General features: G+C 43.4%; 19 protein-coding genes. 8 read left to right on the top strand and 11 right to left on the bottom strand.

Annotated features, from left to right (window positions below):
- Position 1 precedes the first annotated feature (1 nt).
- Complete coding sequence (locus JMX96_RS13030) at positions 2-592, bottom strand: M23 family metallopeptidase (protein ID WP_201569544.1); 591 nt, start codon at positions 590-592, stop codon at positions 2-4.
- 197 nt (positions 593-789) lie between these two features.
- Between JMX96_RS13030 and JMX96_RS13025 the strand changes: the two genes are divergently transcribed.
- The gene (locus JMX96_RS13025; protein WP_201569542.1) at positions 790-1,512 is read left to right on the top strand and encodes a putative quorum-sensing-regulated virulence factor; all 723 of its coding nucleotides are present in this window, start codon (positions 790-792) and stop codon (positions 1,510-1,512) included.
- 48 nt (positions 1,513-1,560) lie between these two features.
- Here the strand turns inward: JMX96_RS13025 and JMX96_RS13020 are convergent, their stop codons facing one another.
- The gene (locus JMX96_RS13020; RefSeq protein ID WP_227677056.1) at positions 1,561-2,406 is read right to left on the bottom strand and encodes an alpha/beta fold hydrolase; all 846 of its coding nucleotides are present in this window, start codon (positions 2,404-2,406) and stop codon (positions 1,561-1,563) included.
- 423 nt (positions 2,407-2,829) lie between these two features.
- Between JMX96_RS13020 and JMX96_RS13015 the strand changes: the two genes are divergently transcribed.
- The gene (locus tag JMX96_RS13015) at positions 2,830-3,513 is read left to right on the top strand and encodes a TIGR00730 family Rossman fold protein (protein WP_201569538.1); all 684 of its coding nucleotides are present in this window, start codon (positions 2,830-2,832) and stop codon (positions 3,511-3,513) included.
- 131 nt (positions 3,514-3,644) lie between these two features.
- Here JMX96_RS13015 and JMX96_RS13010 read toward each other — a convergent pair whose 3' ends face one another.
- Positions 3,645-5,264: an FAD-dependent oxidoreductase gene (locus JMX96_RS13010; RefSeq protein ID WP_201569536.1), complete on the bottom strand. Its 1,620-nt coding sequence runs from the start codon at positions 5,262-5,264 to the stop codon at positions 3,645-3,647.
- Between the two features lie 557 nt (positions 5,265-5,821).
- On the opposite strand from JMX96_RS13010, the gene JMX96_RS13005 reads away from it, so the two are divergent.
- Positions 5,822-6,259, top strand: coding sequence for a hypothetical protein (locus tag JMX96_RS13005; RefSeq protein WP_227677052.1), 438 nt, complete (start codon positions 5,822-5,824; stop codon positions 6,257-6,259).
- Positions 6,260-6,413: 154 nt separating this feature from the next.
- Here the strand turns inward: JMX96_RS13005 and JMX96_RS13000 are convergent, their stop codons facing one another.
- Both JMX96_RS13000 and JMX96_RS12995 read right to left on the bottom strand, forming a co-directional pair.
- The gene (locus tag JMX96_RS13000) at positions 6,414-7,505 is read right to left on the bottom strand and encodes a GNAT family N-acetyltransferase (protein ID WP_201569534.1); all 1,092 of its coding nucleotides are present in this window, start codon (positions 7,503-7,505) and stop codon (positions 6,414-6,416) included.
- Between the two features lie 232 nt (positions 7,506-7,737).
- Positions 7,738-8,337 carry a YceI family protein gene (locus JMX96_RS12995; protein WP_201569532.1) on the bottom strand — a complete coding sequence of 200 codons (600 nt, stop codon included), beginning with the start codon at positions 8,335-8,337 and terminating at the stop codon, positions 7,738-7,740.
- 503 nt (positions 8,338-8,840) lie between these two features.
- Here JMX96_RS12995 and JMX96_RS12990 point away from each other — a divergent pair.
- The gene (locus tag JMX96_RS12990) at positions 8,841-9,119 is read left to right on the top strand and encodes a type B 50S ribosomal protein L31 (RefSeq protein WP_057761772.1); all 279 of its coding nucleotides are present in this window, start codon (positions 8,841-8,843) and stop codon (positions 9,117-9,119) included.
- Between the two features lie 111 nt (positions 9,120-9,230).
- Here JMX96_RS12990 and JMX96_RS12985 read toward each other — a convergent pair whose 3' ends face one another.
- From JMX96_RS12985 to JMX96_RS12970, 4 genes are all read right to left on the bottom strand, one after another.
- Positions 9,231-10,091 (bottom strand): SGNH/GDSL hydrolase family protein, encoded by an 861-nt coding sequence (locus JMX96_RS12985; protein WP_201569530.1) that lies wholly within the window; start codon positions 10,089-10,091, stop codon positions 9,231-9,233.
- Complete coding sequence (locus tag JMX96_RS12980) at positions 10,085-11,482, bottom strand: nicotinate phosphoribosyltransferase (protein ID WP_201569528.1); 1,398 nt, start codon at positions 11,480-11,482, stop codon at positions 10,085-10,087. The genes JMX96_RS12985 and JMX96_RS12980 overlap by 7 nt, the downstream gene beginning before the upstream one ends.
- Positions 11,483-11,692: 210 nt before the next feature.
- The gene (locus JMX96_RS12975; RefSeq protein ID WP_201569526.1) at positions 11,693-12,760 is read right to left on the bottom strand and encodes a bifunctional nicotinamide-nucleotide adenylyltransferase/Nudix hydroxylase; all 1,068 of its coding nucleotides are present in this window, start codon (positions 12,758-12,760) and stop codon (positions 11,693-11,695) included.
- Between the two features lie 139 nt (positions 12,761-12,899).
- Positions 12,900-13,889 carry an alpha/beta fold hydrolase gene (locus tag JMX96_RS12970; protein WP_201569524.1) on the bottom strand — a complete coding sequence of 330 codons (990 nt, stop codon included), beginning with the start codon at positions 13,887-13,889 and terminating at the stop codon, positions 12,900-12,902.
- A gap of 586 nt (positions 13,890-14,475) precedes the next feature.
- Between JMX96_RS12970 and nfuA the strand changes: the two genes are divergently transcribed.
- On the top strand, positions 14,476-15,159 hold the full coding sequence (gene nfuA / locus JMX96_RS12965) for a Fe-S biogenesis protein NfuA (protein WP_057761762.1): 684 nt from the start codon (positions 14,476-14,478) through the stop codon (positions 15,157-15,159).
- 255 nt (positions 15,160-15,414) lie between these two features.
- On the top strand, positions 15,415-16,752 hold the full coding sequence (locus JMX96_RS12960; protein ID WP_227677051.1) for an O-acetylhomoserine aminocarboxypropyltransferase/cysteine synthase family protein: 1,338 nt from the start codon (positions 15,415-15,417) through the stop codon (positions 16,750-16,752).
- A gap of 111 nt (positions 16,753-16,863) precedes the next feature.
- On the opposite strand, the gene JMX96_RS12955 is transcribed toward JMX96_RS12960, so the two are convergent.
- On the bottom strand, positions 16,864-17,883 hold the full coding sequence (locus JMX96_RS12955) for an adenosine kinase (protein WP_201569522.1): 1,020 nt from the start codon (positions 17,881-17,883) through the stop codon (positions 16,864-16,866).
- A gap of 53 nt (positions 17,884-17,936) precedes the next feature.
- A complete protein-coding gene (gene rsmI / locus JMX96_RS12950; RefSeq protein ID WP_227677050.1) occupies positions 17,937-18,893 on the bottom strand; it encodes a 16S rRNA (cytidine(1402)-2'-O)-methyltransferase in 957 nt (318 codons plus the stop codon).
- Positions 18,894-19,036: 143 nt separating this feature from the next.
- Between rsmI and JMX96_RS12945 the strand changes: the two genes are divergently transcribed.
- Together JMX96_RS12945 and JMX96_RS12940 are read left to right on the top strand one after the other, a co-directional pair.
- Entirely contained in the window at positions 19,037-19,519 is a 483-nt protein-coding gene (locus tag JMX96_RS12945; protein ID WP_201569520.1) for a YraN family protein, read from the top strand.
- A 270-nt stretch (positions 19,520-19,789) separates the two neighbouring features.
- Entirely contained in the window at positions 19,790-20,590 is an 801-nt protein-coding gene (locus JMX96_RS12940; RefSeq protein ID WP_201569518.1) for a BON domain-containing protein, read from the top strand.
- Positions 20,591-20,644 lie beyond the last annotated feature (54 nt).

The following is a 20,644-nucleotide window of genomic DNA, read 5'->3' as shown; positions in this document are numbered from 1 at the left end:
GTTAATCCTTTTGCAAAAGCGGATAAGGGTTAACCGCACTGCCATTAATATAGATACCATAATGTACATGTGTTGGTGTCCCTTTTGCATTACCGCTATCACCCACATAACCTATCACATCGCCCTGATTGACCCAGTCATTGGGGGAGATGTCAGCATAGTCTTCTAGATGAGCGTAGTAATGTCCTGCGCCACCAGGCCCTACCACCACGACTACGCGTCCACCCAAGGTGTTCTCACCAACCTTGCTTACTACGCCTTGCGTGGTCGACCGCACGGGAGTATTACGCGGCGCAAAGATGTCGATACCTTCGTGGGAGCGGCCTTGACTACGTGCCGCGCCCCAAGTGTCTGTCAGGTTTCGTTCTGGTAGTGGACTGGGTAAGCTGTTTTCTGTCGGCAGTTCTTGTTGCAATAGACTCAATTGCTGCCATTTGGCAACCACAAATGACTGTGTTTGTTGACTGATACTGGGTAGCAGTTTATCAAAGACAAATAACAGGGCTAGCAATACGACAGTCTTAATCAATAGGCTTATTAAACGACTGAAAAAAGAAGGTCTGGGAGGCTGGTTATTTCCATCTGCTAGCATTGATGTCTCATATATGTTTGATGTCATTTGAGTTTTTATTATAAAAGCTTCGTCTAATAACGTATGTATCGCATTGTTATCTATCGTTTTTACCCCCATAGATATCCTTATGGCCAAGGATATAAACAGCAAATATAGTTTTATCTACTTAACATTTCTGCTGAGCATAGACAGTTGCTACTGATGGTTAATACTTTATGAATGATGCTTTTAAGCCTGCTGATATTTCTGTAACGCGCGAAACAGCACTGGTTATCGATACCGAAACAGATCAGGGCAGTGATCCCAGACCTATCCAAGTTGCTACTATCAATGTAGCAACTGGTTTTGAGTGGATGAAATACTTTAACAGTGGACGATCTATTTCACCTATTGTCATAAAGGTGCATGGTATTACCGATGATGACGTGGCTGGACTTGAGCGCTTTGAGTTGGAGCAGTTTGAATTGCCAGAGTACTTGATTGGTCATAACGTACGTTTCGATTGGCGAGTGATTGGCAGTCCTTCTGCTAAGCTGATTTGTACAGTGAGACTTGCGCGGGCAGCTTTTCCAGAATGGCGTGCTTACGGTCAGTCTAAGTGTATCGAGCAGCTGTTGGGTAAGGGTGAAGCGAGTGCAATGACAATTGCCGCTCATGACGCGCTTGGCGATGCTCGAATGTGCTATTTGCTGTATCAGGCATGCTGCGAGCGTCTAGAGATTGCGCCGACAGACTTTGCAGCGGCACATGCTATCTCTAATAAAGCGACCCCTGTGAGCAAGATGCCTTTTGGCAAGCATAAAGGCAAGCCGATCAAAGATGTGCCCGTCAGCTATGTTAAATGGATGATAGGCAATATTCATAACATGCAGCCGTCGCTGTATTCGGCACTGACTAAACGTTTACAGCTGGAAGAAGCAGAAAACGCAGAAAATTAACCTGAGTTGTTACGTAGCTAACATATAAGGGGCTACATGGCGATAAGCTTATGACTGTTCGTGCAACCATGTCACTGCCATTTGCCATAGCTGCGGCGCTTTGATATTGGTCTTACTGCTAAAATAGCGCATATGACCGATATGATTTAGTCCAAAATCCTCAGGGTCCAAGAAACGCTTTTCGACAGGCATTTTTGTAAATACCCTTATCATATCGTCCATGTTTTCACTGTTGGCGATATCATCATCGCTAAAGCCAAGCCACAATGCTGGCATGCTGAGCTCATCATAGAAATGCGTATGTATGCTTTTGCCAAATGCGGTCTTGATATAGCCTTCGCCATTGCACCATTCACGCCATTGACGAGCCACACCGCGTGGCAGTGGCTCACCCATACCGATTTTGTCTGACGGCGTATAGCCTAGTGTTAAATTAGTGAATGGAATAAACGCATCCATAAAGCCCATGGCTTTGAGCTTATATGGCATGCCCATATTTTTGATACGTCCTGACGAGCAAGCGACATTGAACACTGAGCTAATCGCCTGATAGTTGGGCATCAGGCCAATGAGCTGACCGCCCGCGCTATGACCGATGAGATGATAAGAGGCATCAGGAAACTCATCTTGTAAGGCATCAAGTACAGCTGGCATGTCATGGCGACCCCAACTGATCAAGGAAGCGCTACATTTTGCCAGATCGGTCGATAGTGACTCACCAATTCCTTCGTTATCAAAGGTCAGTACCCCAAAGCCGCTTTCTGCTAGATAGGTCGCAAAATTATGATAAAAGTGACGCTTAATACCTGTGGCTGGTGCCATCATGATTGCTTTTTTTGTCGCATCTTTAGGGCGATAGACAGTGGCTGCCAATGCTTGGTTGCGATCGGTCATGATGCTTAATGAGTAAATATCAATCTTGCTCGCATCATGCACATTACTTTTATTAGTGAGATTGCTATTAGCCACAGAGCTTGATGGCTCGGCAGTAGGAGAGGCGTTATGATTATCCATGGGTATACCTTAGTATTTTTATTAGTAGATAATGAATATCAGGCTATGATGAACAATAAATGCGCATCTTGAAAGTGTAGTCGTTGCGTAGTGATAAATCGTTGTGACTATGTGGTAGCATTGCTTATGTTAAGATAAATGCTGGCAAGACAGTTGCTCAAATATGACTTCCAAGTTTTGTATGGCTTGGCTGAGTTTGTCTTATGAATCATGTGCATGACAATATAAATGATAGGTGTCGGTATGCAGCCTTCACTAATAACAAGCACTCAATAAAAACTGACAGGTAATTAAGGAAGCTATATGCAAATGAAAATCAACGATGATACTTATGACGTAATCACGAGTAAAGACATTACAAATATTGAAAAAGCAGTCGACAAGTCTACCTTATCAATGCCACTCGTGGCTGTGTATTGCGGTTCACGCTTGGGCACTGGTGACGTGTATGAACAGGCGGCGCGCGAGCTCGGCAGTGCATTAGCAAATAATGGTATGGGGCTAGTATATGGTGGCGCTAGTATCGGTTTAATGGGCGCAGTTGCAGATGAAGTAATCAATGGCGGCGCGCAAGCAGTGGGCGTGATTCCGACCTTTATGCTCAAGCACGAAATCGCTCACGAGCAGCTGACTCGGTTGCATTTGACTGACACTATGCACACGCGTAAGACAGTTATGGCAGAGTATGCCGATGCCTTTATCACGCTACCGGGCGGGCTAGGAACATTAGAAGAAATTATGGAAATCGCTACGTGGCGTCAATTGTACCAGCACGAAAAACCAATGATCATTTTGAACATCAATGGTTTTTATGACCGTATGATTGAGCATTTGAAATATACCACTGAGCAAGGCTTTATGAAGCAGGAAGATTTAGATCGTCTAGTGGTGTGTAATACCATCATCGAAGCGATCGATATGCTACAGACAGTAGTGACCATAGATGATGCTGTGGATACAGAGAAAATGGCTGGTAGTAATAGTTAAGCCGTATAGCTATTCATACACAGCAAATGTTTAAATATTAAAAGCTATTGCAAAAAAGGAGCAGACAACCAAATCTCGGTAGTCTGCTCCTTTTTTATATGTATTAATAACTTATCAGCAAATCATGTCTATTAGGCATCAGCAGGCGTGAGATCGTCCAATGCTACTTCACGAATACTATGATTAACATGAGCCATTGCTATCGGGAATCCACGCTGTTCAGCGAGCTCACGTGCAACCTCATCGACAGCGAGGCTATCGTTATGGACAAGGTACGACCATTCATGAGCATAGCGACGACGATTCAGAGGTGTATCGTTCTCTATCAAACCTAGATCTGTCAGCTCATTAACGATTTGATCAGCGGCAATTAAGGTCGAAGATGCTTTGACGTTTTCTGCACGTGCATAGCGTATATTAGAGTACAAGCTCACGTCAGCGACACGTAGAGTATCATCCTGCCCAGGAATCTGCTGCCCACCATATAGTGCGTTACCAACAGTACGTGCGCTGTTAAATGTTGGTACAAACTCCGCCACATATTCGATCGCTTGCTGACTACGCGCTTGTAGGGGCGCTTTATCCCAACCATCTTCAATATAGTGCACATATTGCTGTGGCAGTTTGGGCTGCGAACTGTCTTCACTCGATGCGACAAGACCATCATCAAACAAAGTAATGGCTTTACTCATACCATGAATCTGAAAGTATCCGCCAGGGTAGGGAGTAAGCTGTGCCATGCCTTCTGGCGTACCTCGTTGACCATAGACGATAATCTCTGGTATCTGTCCACCAGCATCGCCCCAATGGGTCACATAAGACGATTTGAACTCGACCATACGCGTGACTTCGACACCAACCATATCGTCGATGACACCCGTACGGAATCCGCAAGCATTGACTAGGTAATCAACTTCAATAGACTCAGGCTGAGAGTCATGTTCTTGACTATCGATTTGTTGATAGTCGATACGCCATTTGGTGACATGATGGTCAGCGTTGGTACAGTTCTCACAATCTACCGGCACGACTTTTTGTACGGCAGTTTCGGTAAATACGTGCGCATTGTCGTACTCTTCGAGCGCAAGCTTGGCAGAAGCGGCTAAACGAAAAATATTCCAGCCATATTCTTGAACGACAATTAACGGAAATTTAACCTTGTTCAAATCTAAGTATCTAGCGACTGGAATCATCCACTCATCAACCGTACTTGGTACAGCGACTTGCTCACGTTCAGACAGCTCAATCAATTGCTCATGGCTATAAAGTTGGTAGTAATCTTCAGGCTCACCCAATACTTTATTATTAGCATCTTGCTCGATCAGTTCTTGATAAGCATCAGTCAGAATATCTAAACGCGGTAGTAAGTCTTCAGGCAGCCCCTCGTCACGTGTCGGTACGGCAAACACAGTAGGACGAACGTCAATAGTATGCGGATATAAGCGTAAAATATCGATACATTGCTTAAGCAGCGCTACGCAATCCTCATCCGGTATTTCACGATATAAATTACCACCTGCGTGCAAATGACACATAGGTGGACCATCAATGAGGGATTTTTTCTTCTCAAATAAGTAGGTCTCTAATCCTAACGCAGCAAGTCGAATCGCAATCGTCGATCCCGCAGTACCGCCGCCCAAAATGCCAACACGCTTTTTAGGTTGAGTGTTTTTTGCCCCGTAAGATAATACCCCAGAATGAGCATCACGATTAAAGGATTGAGCGTAGTTTTTATCAAAAGACTGAGTCATTGTCGTCGTTGTATCCTTAATAGCATCTGTATTAGGCCGTGCTCGGTATATGTATCAAATGTTTTATATTTCCTGATATGCGTGCGAAGGTAATTAAGTTCAACACACAAATCTGAACTTCAATAGTCATCTTTTCTATTGTTTAGCCATTCTTCATCTCTATAGGTTTATTTTACGAAGAACTACAGAAAATATGATGGGAAATACGTAAGAAGATGCATGAGTTTTGTCAACGAGTCGCTATATGTGTGAAGTTTTTCAGACAAACGAGCCTGTCTAAAAATAGAGTAAACGAGAGAAGTGGCAAACCTGTGAAATCGAAAATAAGTTCGTTTTATTGTTTTGTAAAATTCGACCACTTTTGTAAGCGTGTATATTAATTACCAAGATAATATAAAGTCATATGCTATATTTATTTTGCTTAACAAAAAGCGTAGGTTCTGTTTTGATGACTGTTCAAAATTACAAATATCAGAATTAACAAAAGGGACAGTCGACAAAGTAAACGACAACAAGCTTATCGCTATGAAAAATACGACTAAAATTACAAGGAAGTTATGATGAAAAATATGATGATGTTATCTGCACTAACAGCTGTATTGGCACTAACTGGCTGTACTACTTTAAAAAACGTAGTCGGTAATGATATGTCGGGTACGCATGAAGTACAGGCAACGAGCAATAATACAGCGCCAGTCACTAGCAAGAATGGGGTGTTGGTGGATGCTACCAACCATATGACGTTATATACGTTTGATAAAGATTCTATGAACAAGTCAGATTGCGGTGCAGCCTGCCAAGTTGTTTGGCCAATTTTCAAAGCACCCAGTGATGCCAAAGCCTCAGGTCAGTTCGCTGCATTTAAGCGTGAAGATGGCAAATACCAGTGGGCAATGAACGGTAAGCCTTTATACTTCTATGCTAATGACACAAAAGTTGGTGACAAAGACGGTGATGATAAACTTGGCGTTTGGCACGTTATCCCAAGTAAATAGCAGGTGTTAGATATAAACTGAATCGAAAATGTTAAGATAAAAAAGCAGCCTGTCCTCAATCATAGATGTAGGCTGCTTTTTATTTGCTTGGGGTTACTCTTTATTGTATCAACAGTAGCGTTCATATATTCTCTAGTATTAGATGCAATCTGTACTATGTCACATTTGCTAAAGGCTCAACCTGAATGGTCTCTAACACTTCTTCTTTGCTAGGCTCTTTTCTATATAAAGGAAAAAAGTCTGAGAGCAGATCACTTTCCGTGAACCAGATATCAGCTACTAATTCTGTATATTTCACTGCATTAACAACGAGTCTATAAGTCTTAAATAGTAACTCTTGCGAGCTAAAGCCTTTCTTATACTCATATAAAGAATCTAAATTGGAGCCAACGCCGCCACCAAGATGTAGCACTTCATAACGGTTCTCTCGTCCCCAGTTGCGAGCGACATGAGTGATAAGTTTAGAAGGTTGTAGGTGCGTATAGGCGTTCAGCGTGCCGCCAAGATGGAACTGCATAATGCCAGACTCTTGACAGAGCGTATATATAGAAGACCCAATTGGTTTGTCGTCTTGATAGGCAGTTATCAACAGTATTTTTTCTTGAAGGTTTTCAAGCAAATTAAAGAAATAATCATCATCAAAGAAGTAATAATTACTGGCCTTGACGTGTCGCATTGTCTCTTTATAAATGTCTGAAAACACCATAGCGTTCTGTCGGGTCAAGAACTCTGTTTTTGTCACAACATCCATTTTCATGGCTTTTTTGATACCGCGGCGATGTCGATTTTGTGTCTCGCTCCAATGCTCTTCTTCTGACTTACTTAAATCAGACATCAAGGTCAGCCCGTGAGTCAGTGCTTTGCCAACTGTGGGTATCCATTCTTTATTAATAATCGGATGCAACCGCATAAACAAAGACACGCAGCCTCTCTCGCAAAGAAAAGCTCTTATCTCATCCAGTATGATGTCTAACTCGGCATCGGTGAGGGTTTTGTCCATCAACGGCCCCCCGTAACCATAAGTGGAAGTAGCATCCCAGTGCTCTGAGTCAATGTCTCTAATTATAATGGGTAACAATATTTCCTTGTTTTTATAGTGAGCGATAATGCCTTGAGGTTTGCCCTTATCGATAACAGCTGAGGCCGCAATCCAACCAGATAAGTGATATATATCAAAATGATGATTTGATACCTTTTTATCCCACTCAGCATCTATCGCTATGTAATCAACTTGTACTGTATCCACGTTGCTGCTCCCTCAGTGTTGCGTTATATATTCGTAAATCCGTATATATGAATATAACAACAAAGTATGAAGCCTTCAAGTATATAAAAACCTTTTATGTAAAATAATGAATATATGAGATAAGAGCGTAGAAGGGTCTATAGGAAATAAAAAAGCAGCCTGCCTCTATAAACGAGGGTAGGCTACTTTTCTTGTTTTTGTTGGAGGCTGTTAGAGAGCTACAAGCCTACAGTTATTTCTTTTCTACCAGCTCACCATCGATTTGGATAGGGACGTTGGTAGTGATACCGTCAGCGTAAGCGGTCATCCCATAAGCGGCGCGATCAAGTGTACCAGTGGCACGGAAACCAACGACTGGCTCTTTAGTAAGAGGGCTATTAGCGATTTTGTTTAACGTGACATTTAAGGTTAGTGGTTTGGTTTGACCTAATAGGGTGAAGTTACCCGTTACTTTGGCCTGTTGTGGATTGATGAATTTGACCTGAGTAGATTTGAAAGTCATGGTTGGATACTTTGCAACGTTGAAAAACTCATCCGTTTTTAAATGCTTGTCACGAGCATCCCAATTGGTATCGATACTGTCAGTCGCAATGGTAAAGTTCATACTGGTTTTATCGGGTGCTTTAATATCATAATTCACCATACCTTTGACATCATTGAAGTGGCCCATGGTGGTTGAAAACCCTAAGTGACTGACAGAAAATCCAACACGAGTATGCGAGTTATCTAGCTGCCATTGAGTCGGTAGGGCGGCACTTGCCACGGTAGTAACTGCTAATGCTGAGCCAATAAATAGTGCTTTGGTGGCCGTGCTTATTTTAGTATTTATCATTAAATGATCCTTATTTAATCTAATTAAGTTATGGGTGGTTGAGAAGTAAATGAGTTGCTAGTAGCGATGTTTAAATGAAGTTTGTATCGCGTAGCTGTACCCTTTAAGCATACTATGTATAATTAAGAGCTAAGGTTGTATTTAGTTAGATTATCTACAATAGTAGATATCATTGATTAATTTAACTAACTTTATTACTGTACTAAAATCAATCATCTATCTCAATACTCTCGACCTTTCAGTGACAACTTATCACATATCTCTATTACAACTGCTCCTTGCGTCTTACGTCAAAAACCGTTAAAATCGCGGTTTAATTTTCCCGCTGGGGAAAGGCTAAGCGAACAGAAGGGTGGTGTTGGGTGCTGGAATAAGCCAGTGACGCAGTTGCCATACTTGTAATGTCCTTAGTGCCTCAGTTACGTATGTCATTATTTGTTTGATACATCATTGATGATGCTGTATTTAGACGTCGTACATACATCGGACCTAGAGAGTATATTATGCGTAAAGATATCCACCCTAATTACCAAGAAGTTTTATTCCACGACACTAACGCTGACGTGTTCTTTTTGACTCGCTCAACTGCTAAAACTAAAGCGACTCGTGAATACGAAGGTAAAGAATACCCATACTACCCACTTGATATCTCAAGTGCGTCGCATCCATTCTATACTGGCGAGCAACGTAAAACTTCTACTGAAGGTCGTGTTGCAAGCTTCAACAAACGCTTTGGCGCATTTGGCGGCCGTAGCAAGAAAGCTGCAGACGCTGCTGAATAATTTGCACTTATGGTGTAAATATATTTTGCTAAGCAATAAAAAACCGCTGATTATTCAGCGGTTTTTTTTGGTTTAATTTTCTATTATCTAAAAATAAAGCTAATAGGCTGTTTAGCGCTCAAAATCAGTAGTAGACGAGTCCAATATCTGAATAGAGTCTAGTAACTGAATAATGGTTTCTACGATTTGCTGCGCCCAATAGCCGTACATCAGACTGCTAGGATGAAATCCATCACTGGCAAACATCACATTGATATCGATAGCCGAGCCATTTGCATGCTCTTCTAGCATTCTTGTAAAGTCAGTTGCCATATAGGTGACACCAGCATGAGCCGCACAGACCTGCTGCAATATCCCATCAAGTACCGATGCTTTTGCACCCACAAAGTTATTGAGCGGGGCAGGGATTGCAGGCATTTGCGCCATCGGCGGCAAACTTAAAAAAACCAATTCTCGTACGCCAAATTTGCGCTGTGCAATATTGATAATGTCTTCAATTTGCTGTTGCCATTTATGCACAGAGACATTGGACGTCGTGTCATTGACCCCTACGCTCAGTAACATCACATCGATAGGCTGCTCAGGAGCAGGTAAGACATATAACCTGCGTAGAATATCAAAGCTGGTATGACCTGTTGTCGCTTGCAGTGACCAATTGAGTCGAGTAAAGTTTGCTTGGATAGCTTCGTTTTGTTCCAGTATCGGTATGAGCTTACCGACCAACGCTTCCTGCTGCGTTTGGCTACCCACGCCTGCTGCTGCTGAATCGCCAACGATCATGAGGTTAAATGTCTTAGCGTCTTGCATAGGTAATTCATTGTTCGCTTGAGGCAGCTCAATCATGCCGTGCCTTTCGCCATGTGGTTCAGGCAAGCGAACCGTATCACGCTTGATTTTTCGACCTTGGTAAAGGTAGACAGGGGCTAGTAAAACGTCCTTTGCGACCGATGTCAGCTTACTAGTATCTACCATCCTGCACGTTCCCTGATAGTCGTAAGACTGTCTTCAATTAACAACTCACCATCGACGTAGACATCACGTAATAGATTATCAGTTGGGTCGCTCATCTCATTTTCTTTTATGGTTGTTAGCTGGCCACTGTCGTCTTTTACCAGTGCCAATCGTCCTTTTTTCGAGCGCTTCGAGCGGCTGGTGACAGGATCTTTATAAATATCTTTCCATGCGCCATCGATACAGATAGCGCTAGATTTCATCGCCCAACTCATGGTGTCGCGGTTGACTTGCTGCAATAGACCACCGCCCATACCAAACGTCACGTTTTCTATGCTAAAGCCTGCTTTGATTACCACATCAATAATTTTACTTAAGCTTTGCGAGCTGATGCCATCACCTTGGATGATGCGTACGTAGTCGGGTAGCACTTTATAGCCCTTGCTGTTTACCGTAGTACCGAACTTCACTGCCAAGCGCTCCAACGCTTCGCGGACGACTTTAGCAGGCTCTCCACTATCTGGACGAATGACCAAGGTACCGCCCATATTTTTGACTTCGTCTTTTAAGGCATCGCCCCAGATATTGTCGATGGCATTCCATAAATCATAACTATCTGAAACTACCGAAAAGGCTTTGTCTTCACCGCCAAACTGCTCGATCATATTGTGAAAAGCAGCAGTCTCGCCATCACGTCCCCAAGCTGTCATCGTACTGTGCTCGGCCGCTGGAATAGAGAATGCAGGCATATCATCACCCATCTGATACCAGCGACTAGCAGCAATAAGCGCTGTCATCGAGTCCGTACCAGCAAAGTTGACCAAATGCGCTAAGCTACCAAGTGCAACCGTTTCTTGGCTCGATGCCCCGCGCGCGCCAAAGTCATGCAAGCGAAAAGGCAGGGAATCTGTATTGTCCGCTGATTTCTCTAACGCTTGACGGATAATGTCTTTGCAATAGTGAGAGACACTAGCGACCGTGGAGGGATACCAAATCGCACGCAATAGCGCTGTTTCGATATAGCTGGGTAGCCAGTAAAACTCAGGATCGGTATTGATCACTTGGCAGACTACATTGGACACTGGCACGATACTGCCTTCTGCTACGGCTTGGATACGCAATGGCAAATAGCCGTCGTGTTTTTCGAGCAAATGCTCCCAACCAGCACGATTGAAGGTTAGGCCATGCGCCTGAATGACCTTTTCGGCTTCATCAATATCTTGATGAGTGATAGGCGTACTTAAGTACTCTTTAATAAAGGCTTGTAGACCAAAGAACACCACATCGTAGTCACCTTTGCGCGCCTCAATGTAGCTTGACAAATACTCACTACCGCTCGGGTATTGCACCCAATGTGAGGTCTTATAGCTGTCACTATTTAAGATTAAATTGTTTAGATTGCTGGTATACATCACAGAACTCCTCTGCTTTGAAATGCCGCAGCTGTCTTAATAAAAGAACAGTGGCGGCGGTTGATTGCCGTCTATCGGCGTTGGTATCAAATTATTAGTGCGATATTTAGTGATAGTTGTTTTGATGATAATTTACTCAAGTAGCTATTAAAAAAAGCTGCTAAAAAAGACTACTAAAGAAAGCTACTAGAAAAAACGATTAGCAGCGAACTATAAGCCAACCATTTTAGTAATAATTGCATAGTGATCTTCAAACATCATTTTTGCATCGAGCTCAGCTAAGGGTAGCCAAAATGCTTTGGTCGCATCATCGCCGCCTTTTACTTTTGGCAGACCTTTTGGATCGTTTTTGAGCTGAAAATAAAACGCTTGAGTAATGGTGCGACCACGCGCTGAGCGATATGGATCGTCAAAGGTGTGCTGGCTATGGCAGGAGCCGCGCAATACTGGCTCAGGCACCTTGAGGCGAGTCTCTTCACGTAGCTCACGGATACAAGCATCAAACAGCGTCTCTTTTGGATTTAGAAATCCACCCGGCAGCGCCCACAGTCCGCGTCCTGGCATACTGCGTCGCTCAACCAGTAGGATATGGCCCGACTGTACAATCAATGCATCGGCTGTCATAAAAGTAGGCGGGTACGGTGCTGATTCCCACTGTCTTTTATACTTATCAATAAAGTCTGCTTCTTCATGCAGTTGATGATAGTCTTCAGTTTGTTTGAATGCATCGAGGACGTTGCGTGTCGACTCAGGCGTACGCTCAGGTGTCGGCGTAGCACCCATCAGATAGCTGTCGCGAATAGGCGTGGCTGATAAGTTATGATAATTGGGCACTGACACAGAATCCCAGTTGGGGAATAGTGATAAATAGTACGATGAGCTGTCTTTTGAATGACCAATCAAGCCAATATCTGTCTGCAAGTCACCAGTGACAGATTTTACACCTGCTTGCACATACTGTAGCCAGCGAGTGTCATTGTAGAGTGCGTCATCTAAGCCAACACAGTGAATGCGTGCGGCTTCTTCTTCAGAGTAGGCGCCTTTGATCATTGCGGCACGCTCAGCGACGCTAAACGGATTGCGTAAGCTACGTGGCAGGTTGGCTGAGCCGATCAGCATAATCACTTCGTCTGAGCGTTTTAGTGCCTCATCGATGACGGCTTTGTGGCCAGCATGAAACGGCTGAAAGCGACCGATAAAGACTAGATAACGATAGTGTTTACTGCTTTTTTGATCTAGGTTTTGCTTATCTGACCGTTGCTCTGATAATTCACTCATAGACGCCAACTTCCTACGACTTATTTTTATTGATTAAAAATTAATGACGCTAATACTGACACAGCCTATGACTTTCTGACAAGTATAAAGATGTTTAGGGGTGTGTCATTATCGAAATCGTCCAAACGACATCTCTGCTTTAACTGGCATGCTTCTCTATCCATGCTGTCACCGTTGGCCAAATCTCTGTGGCTGCGTTACGACTGATCATAATGCGACTGTGCGTATAGTCATCTAAATCGCCATTACTAAGCGCGTACTCTCGAAAGACATTGGACGAGTTATTAAAGCCATCAAAAAACAAACGACATCCGCGAGTAGGGGAGATGAAGTTGTCACCTTTTGCGCTAATAGAATAAATAGGAATAGTAATCTGTGGCATATGCTGTCGATAGTCAATAAATTCATCGCCAGCATTCTTTTGCTGGTAAGTGATTTCGTTTATTTCATCTGTATTCGCTCTACCTTTATCAAAATTAGCCTTTTTCAAAAAACTACTTTTAAAGTTTTTACACAAATTCCAATCGTACCACTGGGTCATCGTATAGTAGCTTTCGTTAAAAGGGCCTACCTTGAACTGCTTAGCGGGTATAAAGCCGACCAGTCGAGTAAGTACCTTGGCGGTAAGGATTTTCGCGTGGCTGGTTGAGTCTTGCGCCGCACCAAAAGCTTGGCAGGCAAACATACTGATGCTATTAACCTTATCGATATAGCTCTGGTTTTGGACAAGAAACATGGTCAAGCCAACACCGCCACCACTATGAGTAACGCAATGTAGATTATCGAGTTTTAATTCTTTAAAGAAATAACGAAAAGTCGCCTCATAGTCGTAAGTGGCGACAGTCTCAAAGTTGAATTTTTCTTTCGGTAGGGAGCTATTACCATGCCCGCGCCACTCCATGATGTAGCAATGATGACCAAGCCCCGCAAAATATTCGGCGATTTTGAGGCAAGTTTGCTTGTCAGAAAACGTACCATGCGTCAAAAATATGTTTTGCGGTGTGATGTTAGGTAGGCAGTTTTCTGATGTGTTAGCTATCGTATCTTCTTCTGAATCATCAACTACTTTCCAAACGGCAATTTTCTCATCGTCCTTGGTAGTTACTAGGTGCAACGTCCGTGTCATCATAAAATGATCCTATCCAAAAAATACGTAATCTTTATACAAGTCGATATTTATACAAGTTGATACTTATAATACAAGGCGATTAAAAGCTACCATGCTCATAACGCTACTGCGCAAAATCATTCAAATTATCAATACTACGTCAAAACCAGACGACTTGCTCGGACTAGATGTGAACAGTATGGCATATCGAAAACGCTAAGTGCGCTTGATAAATGGTACCGCTGTCTTTATATAGAGAATAACTTGGCAGCCTACACAATCATTTAGTGTGTTTATCTGTCATGGTTTAAATATGAAGTTGCTTTACCACCTGTTAGCATCATTAAAAAAACCAATGACGACCATTTGTAATAGCCTCAGTTCAATTCACAGTAGCGTAGTCGGAATTGATGCGTGATTCAGGTATAATGACTGCTATAGATGGATTAAACTTTATACTCATTTCGACCAATATCATACAATAATAAATACCAATCATTGCCAGTCTGCATGCCCTATATAAATAGTAAATATTTTAAAAATCCAAATTCACGACACAGTAGCCATAATAGATATAGCGTTTGTGTCATAACGCATAGGAAACATTATGAGTGAGCAAAACCAAGCTGATAACCAACTAGACCAAACTGCTGGCTATGAATCAGCCCTAGATACCGAGCAAGTCGAAGCGAAAAGCAACATCACTATCACTGAGTCAGCTCAAGGCTACTTGGCAGATTTGTTATCTAAGCAAGATACCGATGGTATCGGTGTGCGTATTTTCGTTGAGCATCCTGGTACACCGCGTGCAGAGTGCTGCATGGCTTATAACCAGCCGGGCGAAGAAGATAGCGCCGACTTGCGTTTTACGTATGAAAACTTCTCTGCCTTTATTGAGGCGGCGTCAGTACCTTATCTAGAAGATGCGGTCATCGATTATAATAAAGACCGTTTTGGTGGTCAGCTGACTTTCCGCGCGCCAAACTCTAAAGTACCTAAAGTAGGCGCTGATGCTAGTGTCGAAGAGCGTATCAACTATGTATTGCAGTCAGAGATCAACCCTGGCTTGGCAGCACATGGCGGTGACGTACAGTTACTTGAGCTGATTGATGAAGAAGGCATTGGTTTAACCGCTGTATTGAAATTTGGCGGTGGTTGCCAAGGGTGTTCAGCGGTTGATATGACTCTACGTCAAGGCGTTGAAGTACAGTTGAAACAGCAAATTCCAGAATTGACCCAAGTGGTTGATGAAACTGACCATACTCGTACAGAGAATGCTTACTATAAATAAAATAAAAAACAGTTAAAAGCAAAGTGGCTGCTATAAAGGTGGCCATTATCTCTAGTATAGATATGCCTGTTTGGTTTGCTGCTTATGAATATTTGTCATGAAGAGATGAGTATTTTGCTATTCTTTTAATAAAGAAGCTGAGTTATGATGAACTCAGCTTTTTTTATTGCTATGATTTAGCAGACAGTTTTTTAAGGTGACTTTGGGCGATACGTCGTCAACAAATCATCTTTTATCAAAATAAAGGAATGTACTATGAGTGATGGATCAGCAGACCAGCAGACAGCCCAACAATTAGAAACCCCTCAACCAGAAACCCCTCAACGTCTTGAGACCTTAGCGATTCATGCCGGCTATAGTGTAGAGCCAACGACCAAAGCAGTCGCCGTGCCTATTTATCATACCAGTTCATATGCGTTTGATAATACTCAGCATGGTGCAGATCTGTTTGATTTAAAAGTCGCAGGCAACATCTATACTCGTATCATGAATCCGACCAACGCGGTGCTAGAAGAGCGTGTGGCTGCGTTAGAAGGCGGCATCGGTGCGCTTGCCGTAGCCTCTGGTATGGCTGCCATTACTTATGCGATTCAGACTATTTGTGAAGCAGGCGACAATATCGTCGCTGTATCAACGCTATATGGCGGTACTTACAATTTGTTTGCCCATGCCTTGCCGCGTCAAGGTATCGAAGTGCGCTTCTTTGATCATAAAGACCCAGAAGCCATTCGTGACTTGATTGATGACAAGACCAAAATGGTATTTGCCGAAAGTATCGGTAACCCACTAGGTAATATTGTGGATATTCAAGCGCTCAGTGATGTCGCTCACGAATACGGCGTACCTGTCGTGATTGATAATACGGTGGCGACGCCTGCGATATGCCGTCCATTTGAGTTTGGTGCAGATATCGTGATTCACTCATTGACCAAGTATATGAGTGGAACAGGTACATCAATTGGTGGTGCGATTGTCGATAGTGGCAAGTTTGCTTGGGGCGATTATCCTGAACGTTTCCCGCTGTTGAACACGCCAGATCATAGCTATCATGGGGTAAATTTCGTCAAAGACGTAGGTGCTCCAGCTTTTATTGCCCGTGCTCGCGTTGCGCCATTACGTAACACTGGGGCAGCACTTAGCCCGCTCAATGCTTTTGGTATCTTGCAAGGTATGGAGACGCTAAGTCTACGTATGGAGCGTCACGTGCAAAATGCACAAGCCGTCGCAGAATATCTGCGTGACCATGATAAAGTTGCTTGGGTTAAATACGCAGGTCTGTCTGACCATCCTGAGCACGAGCTTGCCAAAAAATACATGAAAGGTACGCCTTCTGCTATTTTGACCTTTGGGGTGAAAGGTGGACTGGAAGCAGGAGCGCGCTTTATCGATGCGCTGCAACTGATTACTCGTCTGGTAAATATCGGTGATGCGAAATCATTGGCCTGTCATCCAGCGACGACCACCCATCGTCAGTTAAATGGGCAAGAGCTTGAGCAAGCTGGCGTTAGTGAGGATATGGTACGTTTATCTATTGGTATCGAGCATATTGAAGATATCAAAGCCGATCTCGCGCAAGCACTAGCTTCTGCTTAATAACAAGCGCTTATTAAATTGAGCAAACTGTTTAAGCAAGTCTGATATAAAAAAAGCCCATATCGACCTGATATGGGCTTTTTGTTTGCGTCAAATATAAACATTTAGTAATTAAGCAGACAGTACACGCTGCGCGATATCTCGATAATCCTGCGAAGCAAGACGCGGTCCAAACTGCTGAATAACTTGTGCTGATATTTCGCTGGCAAGACGACCGCATTCTGGCAGACTATACTGCTGCGATAATGCATATAAGAAAGCACCAGCGTAGTTATCGCCTGCACCATTGGTATCGATGACGTTGGCCACTGCTGGGGTTGCAACGTCATGGACTTCAACCTCTGCTTCGTCAGTAGGCTGGTGAGCGATTACCGCACCGTTGGCACCATCAGTGACGACGGCAATTTGGCAATATTCAAGCAGGGCACGCGCTGCTGCTTTGACTTGTTTTTTATCCGTAAACAGTCTAGCTTCTTCGCTATTACAGAATATTACTGCGACTTTATTGCCGAGCATATTAAGCAAGCCATCTTTGGCAAATTTTACTACCGCAGGGTCAGCAAAGCTCACTGCGATTTTTGCATTATGAATACCGGCTTGCTGACGTAATTGAGTCATTGCTGGTTGAATGCTCTCAGACATCGCTAGATAGCCTTCGATATATAGCCAATCTGCTTGAGTTAATGCGTCAAAATCAACATTGTCAGCGACAATCTCACTTGAAGTGCCAAGATAGGTCTGCATGGTGCGTTCGCCATCTTCGGTAACGGCAACCACACAGGAGCCAGTCACACCGCCTTCATGAATAGATTTGTCTGAGGTTGCGACACCTGCTTCGTGCAAGTCTCTAAGATAAAACGCCCCTTGATCATCATCACCGACGCGGCAAGCATAAAAAGGCTTACCGCCTAAGCTGGCAAAGGTAAACATAGTATTGGCTGCAGATCCACCGCCTGCTTGTTTTGATGGCTCAATCTCAGCCAGTTTAAAATAAGCCAGTAGTTGCTGCTGCTCTTCAATACCAGCCAGCGTCATATTACCTTTGGTCAGCTCGGTCTCTTCTAGTGCCGCATCTGACAGCACATACTCGTGATCAACCAACGCATTACCTATTGCCATTACATCGTACATTGCTTATCTCTCCTCAATTCATTTATAAATGATTATCTTTTTATTATTAAAAACTAGTCAGCTTGCAACTCTAGTAGACGCTGATAAAGCGCATTTTTTTTCACACCAGTGATATCAGAGGCCAGTGCGGCCGCTTTCTTGACTGATAAATCCTCTAGCAAACGCTGTAGCAATTTATCATGCGTACTGATGTCGTCAGTATCCTTTGCCACACCGACGCCAGCGACGACCACGACTATCTCGCCACGTTGCTGGTTGTCATCTGCTTTGACAAACTCGACCAATTCGCCAAGGGTACTCTTATGTACCGTTTCAAAGGTTTTAGTCAATTCCCGACAAAAAGTCACCGCGCGGTCTGTACCAAATATCGTTGCCATGTCTTCTAGACTAGCTACGATGCGATGCGGCGCTTCATAAAAGATTAAAGTTTCGGTACGTGCGATTAGATCGCTCAGCTGTTTTTGACGACCATGCGTTTTGGCTGGCAAGAACCCAATAAAGCTAAATCGATCAGAGGGTAACCCTGCTACTGACAATGCGCCAATGGCAGCAGAAGCCCCAACGATAGGTGATACGGTCACGCCAGCTTCATGCGCGGCTTGTACCAGTTGATAGCCTGGATCGCTGACTAGAGGTGTACCAGCATCGCTAATCAAGGCAACTGAATGACCTTGCTCAATCATTTCAATAATTTTGGGCGTTTGAATGGCGCTATTGTGTTCGTGATAAGCCCATAGCTTATTGTGACCTTTTTGCTTTGTCGTCGTGTCATCATTTTCGATACTGCTTTTGGCAGGACGAGTCTCTGAGTCTTTTGTCTCGTCACCTTTGCTGCCTTTGGTATCGATGCCAAAATGTGACAGTAGTTTACCTGAGGTGCGGGTGTCTTCGCAGGCAATGATGGCGACCTGCTTTAAGACATCAATTGCATGCGTTGTCATGTCGGACATATTGCCAATCGGCGTGGCAACGATATAGAGACAAGCTGGCATCGCAGTGGGGGTAGACATGAAAACCTCGGGTCGTTAAAAAGACGTTAGAAAATAATAGTGCGCTAGTATGTACAGTCGTTATCTATGGTTTTTCAGTCAAATAACGAATGAGGCAATCGATAGATTTTGAGAGTAGAATGCGCAGAAGTGGCTAGTTTAGCATGTTGTGCTATGATAATTCTCAAATGTTAATCAGACCAATTAACCTTATGCCGAACCATAAGCCTTTAATCTTAACCTCACCAAAACAACGCCAAGGTAGTCGGTTTGAGCAGCAGGCGTGTGAGTATTTACAAGCGCAAGGGTTGAGGCTGGTTGCGCAAAATTGGCAACAGCCAAAAGTAGGTGAGTTGGATCTGGTCATGATTGAGATAGGTTCAGCATGGTCAACACTGGTATTTATTGAAGTTCGCCAGCGCAAGTTCTCGAATTATGGCGATGCAGCACTCAGCGTGACAGCAAGCAAACAGCGCAAAGTGATTAAAGCGGCACAATGTTTTTTGCAGCAGCATCCTGAGTATGCTCATTATGATTGCCGGTTTGATGTCATTGCTTACAACACGATGAGTATGTCAAATTCAAGAAATGAGCAGTTAGACCATCAACCAGAATGGATTCAAAATGCTTTTATAGCCAGTGCTTAGTAATAAAATAAGTGAGATAGATGCTGCCAAATGAAGCATATAACTATATCTGACAAGTAAGGTTCGTTACTAAAAAGCTAACCGCTGATGGCCAAAATTAAGTAAAGTAGCGGTTATAGTCAACTCTCTATAAATCAGATACAGTATTATCTTACAGCTACGTTTAGCTCATCACTACTAGAGCGTGTTTTCTTCAAAATAAAGACACGACCTAGATTAAGATTTGTTCAATTTATAAAATTGTCACAACCATGTTCTAAGAGGTAAATAATGACACGGATGCATTTGCGCACTGCTATTTTTGGTTCATCACGCCGTATTACGACTGGCATTATGATTGCTGCCTGCGTTGTCAGTACAGGTTGTGCCACCAACTATCTGACCAACAGTACAGAAGGAACTTATGGTGTACCAATGACTGAGCGCACGATTCCGCAGCGTCTGCTCGATCGTAGTATTGAACATACTGCCAAAATAAATGTATACGGGCTAAAAGAAGACTTGCAGCAAACCAGTCGTATGGGTATCGATAGTTTCAATAGCGAAGTGCTGCTAACAGGTGAAGTGCCAACTGAAACGCTTAAAGCAGAAGTAGAAAAAGTCGTTAGCTCTATGCCAGATGTACGCCGTGTCTACAATGAGATGGAAGTGAGTGCTTCAAAAGGGTATAGCTCAACAGTTCATGATGGCTATATCACTTCAAAGCTACTGGCGAAAATAGCCGCTAGCGATGGTGTGAGTGCGTCACAAATTAAAGCCGTTACCAATAATGGTGTGGTCTATATTATGGGCCGTATGACACCCACTCAGCAGAGTCATCTGATTGATATCGCTAATGGTACTGTTGGAGTCATTGAGTTGGTATTGCTGACAACTGTCGTTGACGATAGAGGTGTCAAAATAAATAATGATGACATCATGTATGAGAGTAATTTGGCCAATCCTGCAGTAGCGCCAGCTGCCCAAGATACTACTATCAGCACGGCAACGCCTATTGTCATAACAGAAGAAGAGGCCACTACTGCGCAGCCGTCTTCAAGCCCCTATATCGACCTTTATCAGAACCAGTAAGCATCCTTAGTTCGCCATGCAATAAAGGACGTTAATCACAATAAGCCTAAATAG

Origin of the sequence: Psychrobacter sp. JCM 18900, assembly GCF_904846625.1 — a bacterium.
Taxonomy (GTDB): domain Bacteria; phylum Pseudomonadota; class Gammaproteobacteria; order Pseudomonadales; family Moraxellaceae; genus Psychrobacter.
This window is presented reverse-complemented; position numbering and strand designations above follow the sequence as displayed.

Excerpts from the sequence above, each read along its gene's own strand:
- JMX96_RS13030 (WP_201569544.1), bottom strand. The coding sequence starts at position 592 with ATGCTAGCAGATGGAAATAACCAGCCTCCCAGACCTTCTTTTTTCAGT.
- JMX96_RS13025 (WP_201569542.1), top strand. The coding sequence starts at position 790 with ATGAATGATGCTTTTAAGCCTGCTGATATTTCTGTAACGCGCGAAACA.
- JMX96_RS13020 (WP_227677056.1), bottom strand. The coding sequence starts at position 2,406 with ATGACCGATCGCAACCAAGCATTGGCAGCCACTGTCTATCGCCCTAAA.
- JMX96_RS13015 (WP_201569538.1), top strand. The coding sequence starts at position 2,830 with ATGCAAATGAAAATCAACGATGATACTTATGACGTAATCACGAGTAAA.
- JMX96_RS13010 (WP_201569536.1), bottom strand. The coding sequence starts at position 5,264 with ATGACTCAGTCTTTTGATAAAAACTACGCTCAATCCTTTAATCGTGAT.
- JMX96_RS13005 (WP_227677052.1), top strand. The coding sequence starts at position 5,822 with ATGATGAAAAATATGATGATGTTATCTGCACTAACAGCTGTATTGGCA.
- JMX96_RS12995 (WP_201569532.1), bottom strand. The coding sequence starts at position 8,337 with ATGATAAATACTAAAATAAGCACGGCCACCAAAGCACTATTTATTGGC.
- JMX96_RS12990 (WP_057761772.1), top strand. The coding sequence starts at position 8,841 with ATGCGTAAAGATATCCACCCTAATTACCAAGAAGTTTTATTCCACGAC.
- JMX96_RS12985 (WP_201569530.1), bottom strand. The coding sequence starts at position 10,091 with ATGGTAGATACTAGTAAGCTGACATCGGTCGCAAAGGACGTTTTACTA.
- JMX96_RS12980 (WP_201569528.1), bottom strand. The coding sequence starts at position 11,482 with ATGTATACCAGCAATCTAAACAATTTAATCTTAAATAGTGACAGCTAT.
- JMX96_RS12975 (WP_201569526.1), bottom strand. The coding sequence starts at position 12,760 with ATGAGTGAATTATCAGAGCAACGGTCAGATAAGCAAAACCTAGATCAA.
- JMX96_RS12970 (WP_201569524.1), bottom strand. The coding sequence starts at position 13,889 with ATGATGACACGGACGTTGCACCTAGTAACTACCAAGGACGATGAGAAA.
- nfuA (WP_057761762.1), top strand. The coding sequence starts at position 14,476 with ATGAGTGAGCAAAACCAAGCTGATAACCAACTAGACCAAACTGCTGGC.
- JMX96_RS12960 (WP_227677051.1), top strand. The coding sequence starts at position 15,415 with ATGAGTGATGGATCAGCAGACCAGCAGACAGCCCAACAATTAGAAACC.
- JMX96_RS12955 (WP_201569522.1), bottom strand. The coding sequence starts at position 17,883 with ATGTACGATGTAATGGCAATAGGTAATGCGTTGGTTGATCACGAGTAT.
- rsmI (WP_227677050.1), bottom strand. The coding sequence starts at position 18,893 with ATGTCTACCCCCACTGCGATGCCAGCTTGTCTCTATATCGTTGCCACG.
- JMX96_RS12945 (WP_201569520.1), top strand. The coding sequence starts at position 19,037 with ATGTTGTGCTATGATAATTCTCAAATGTTAATCAGACCAATTAACCTT.
- JMX96_RS12940 (WP_201569518.1), top strand. The coding sequence starts at position 19,790 with ATGACACGGATGCATTTGCGCACTGCTATTTTTGGTTCATCACGCCGT.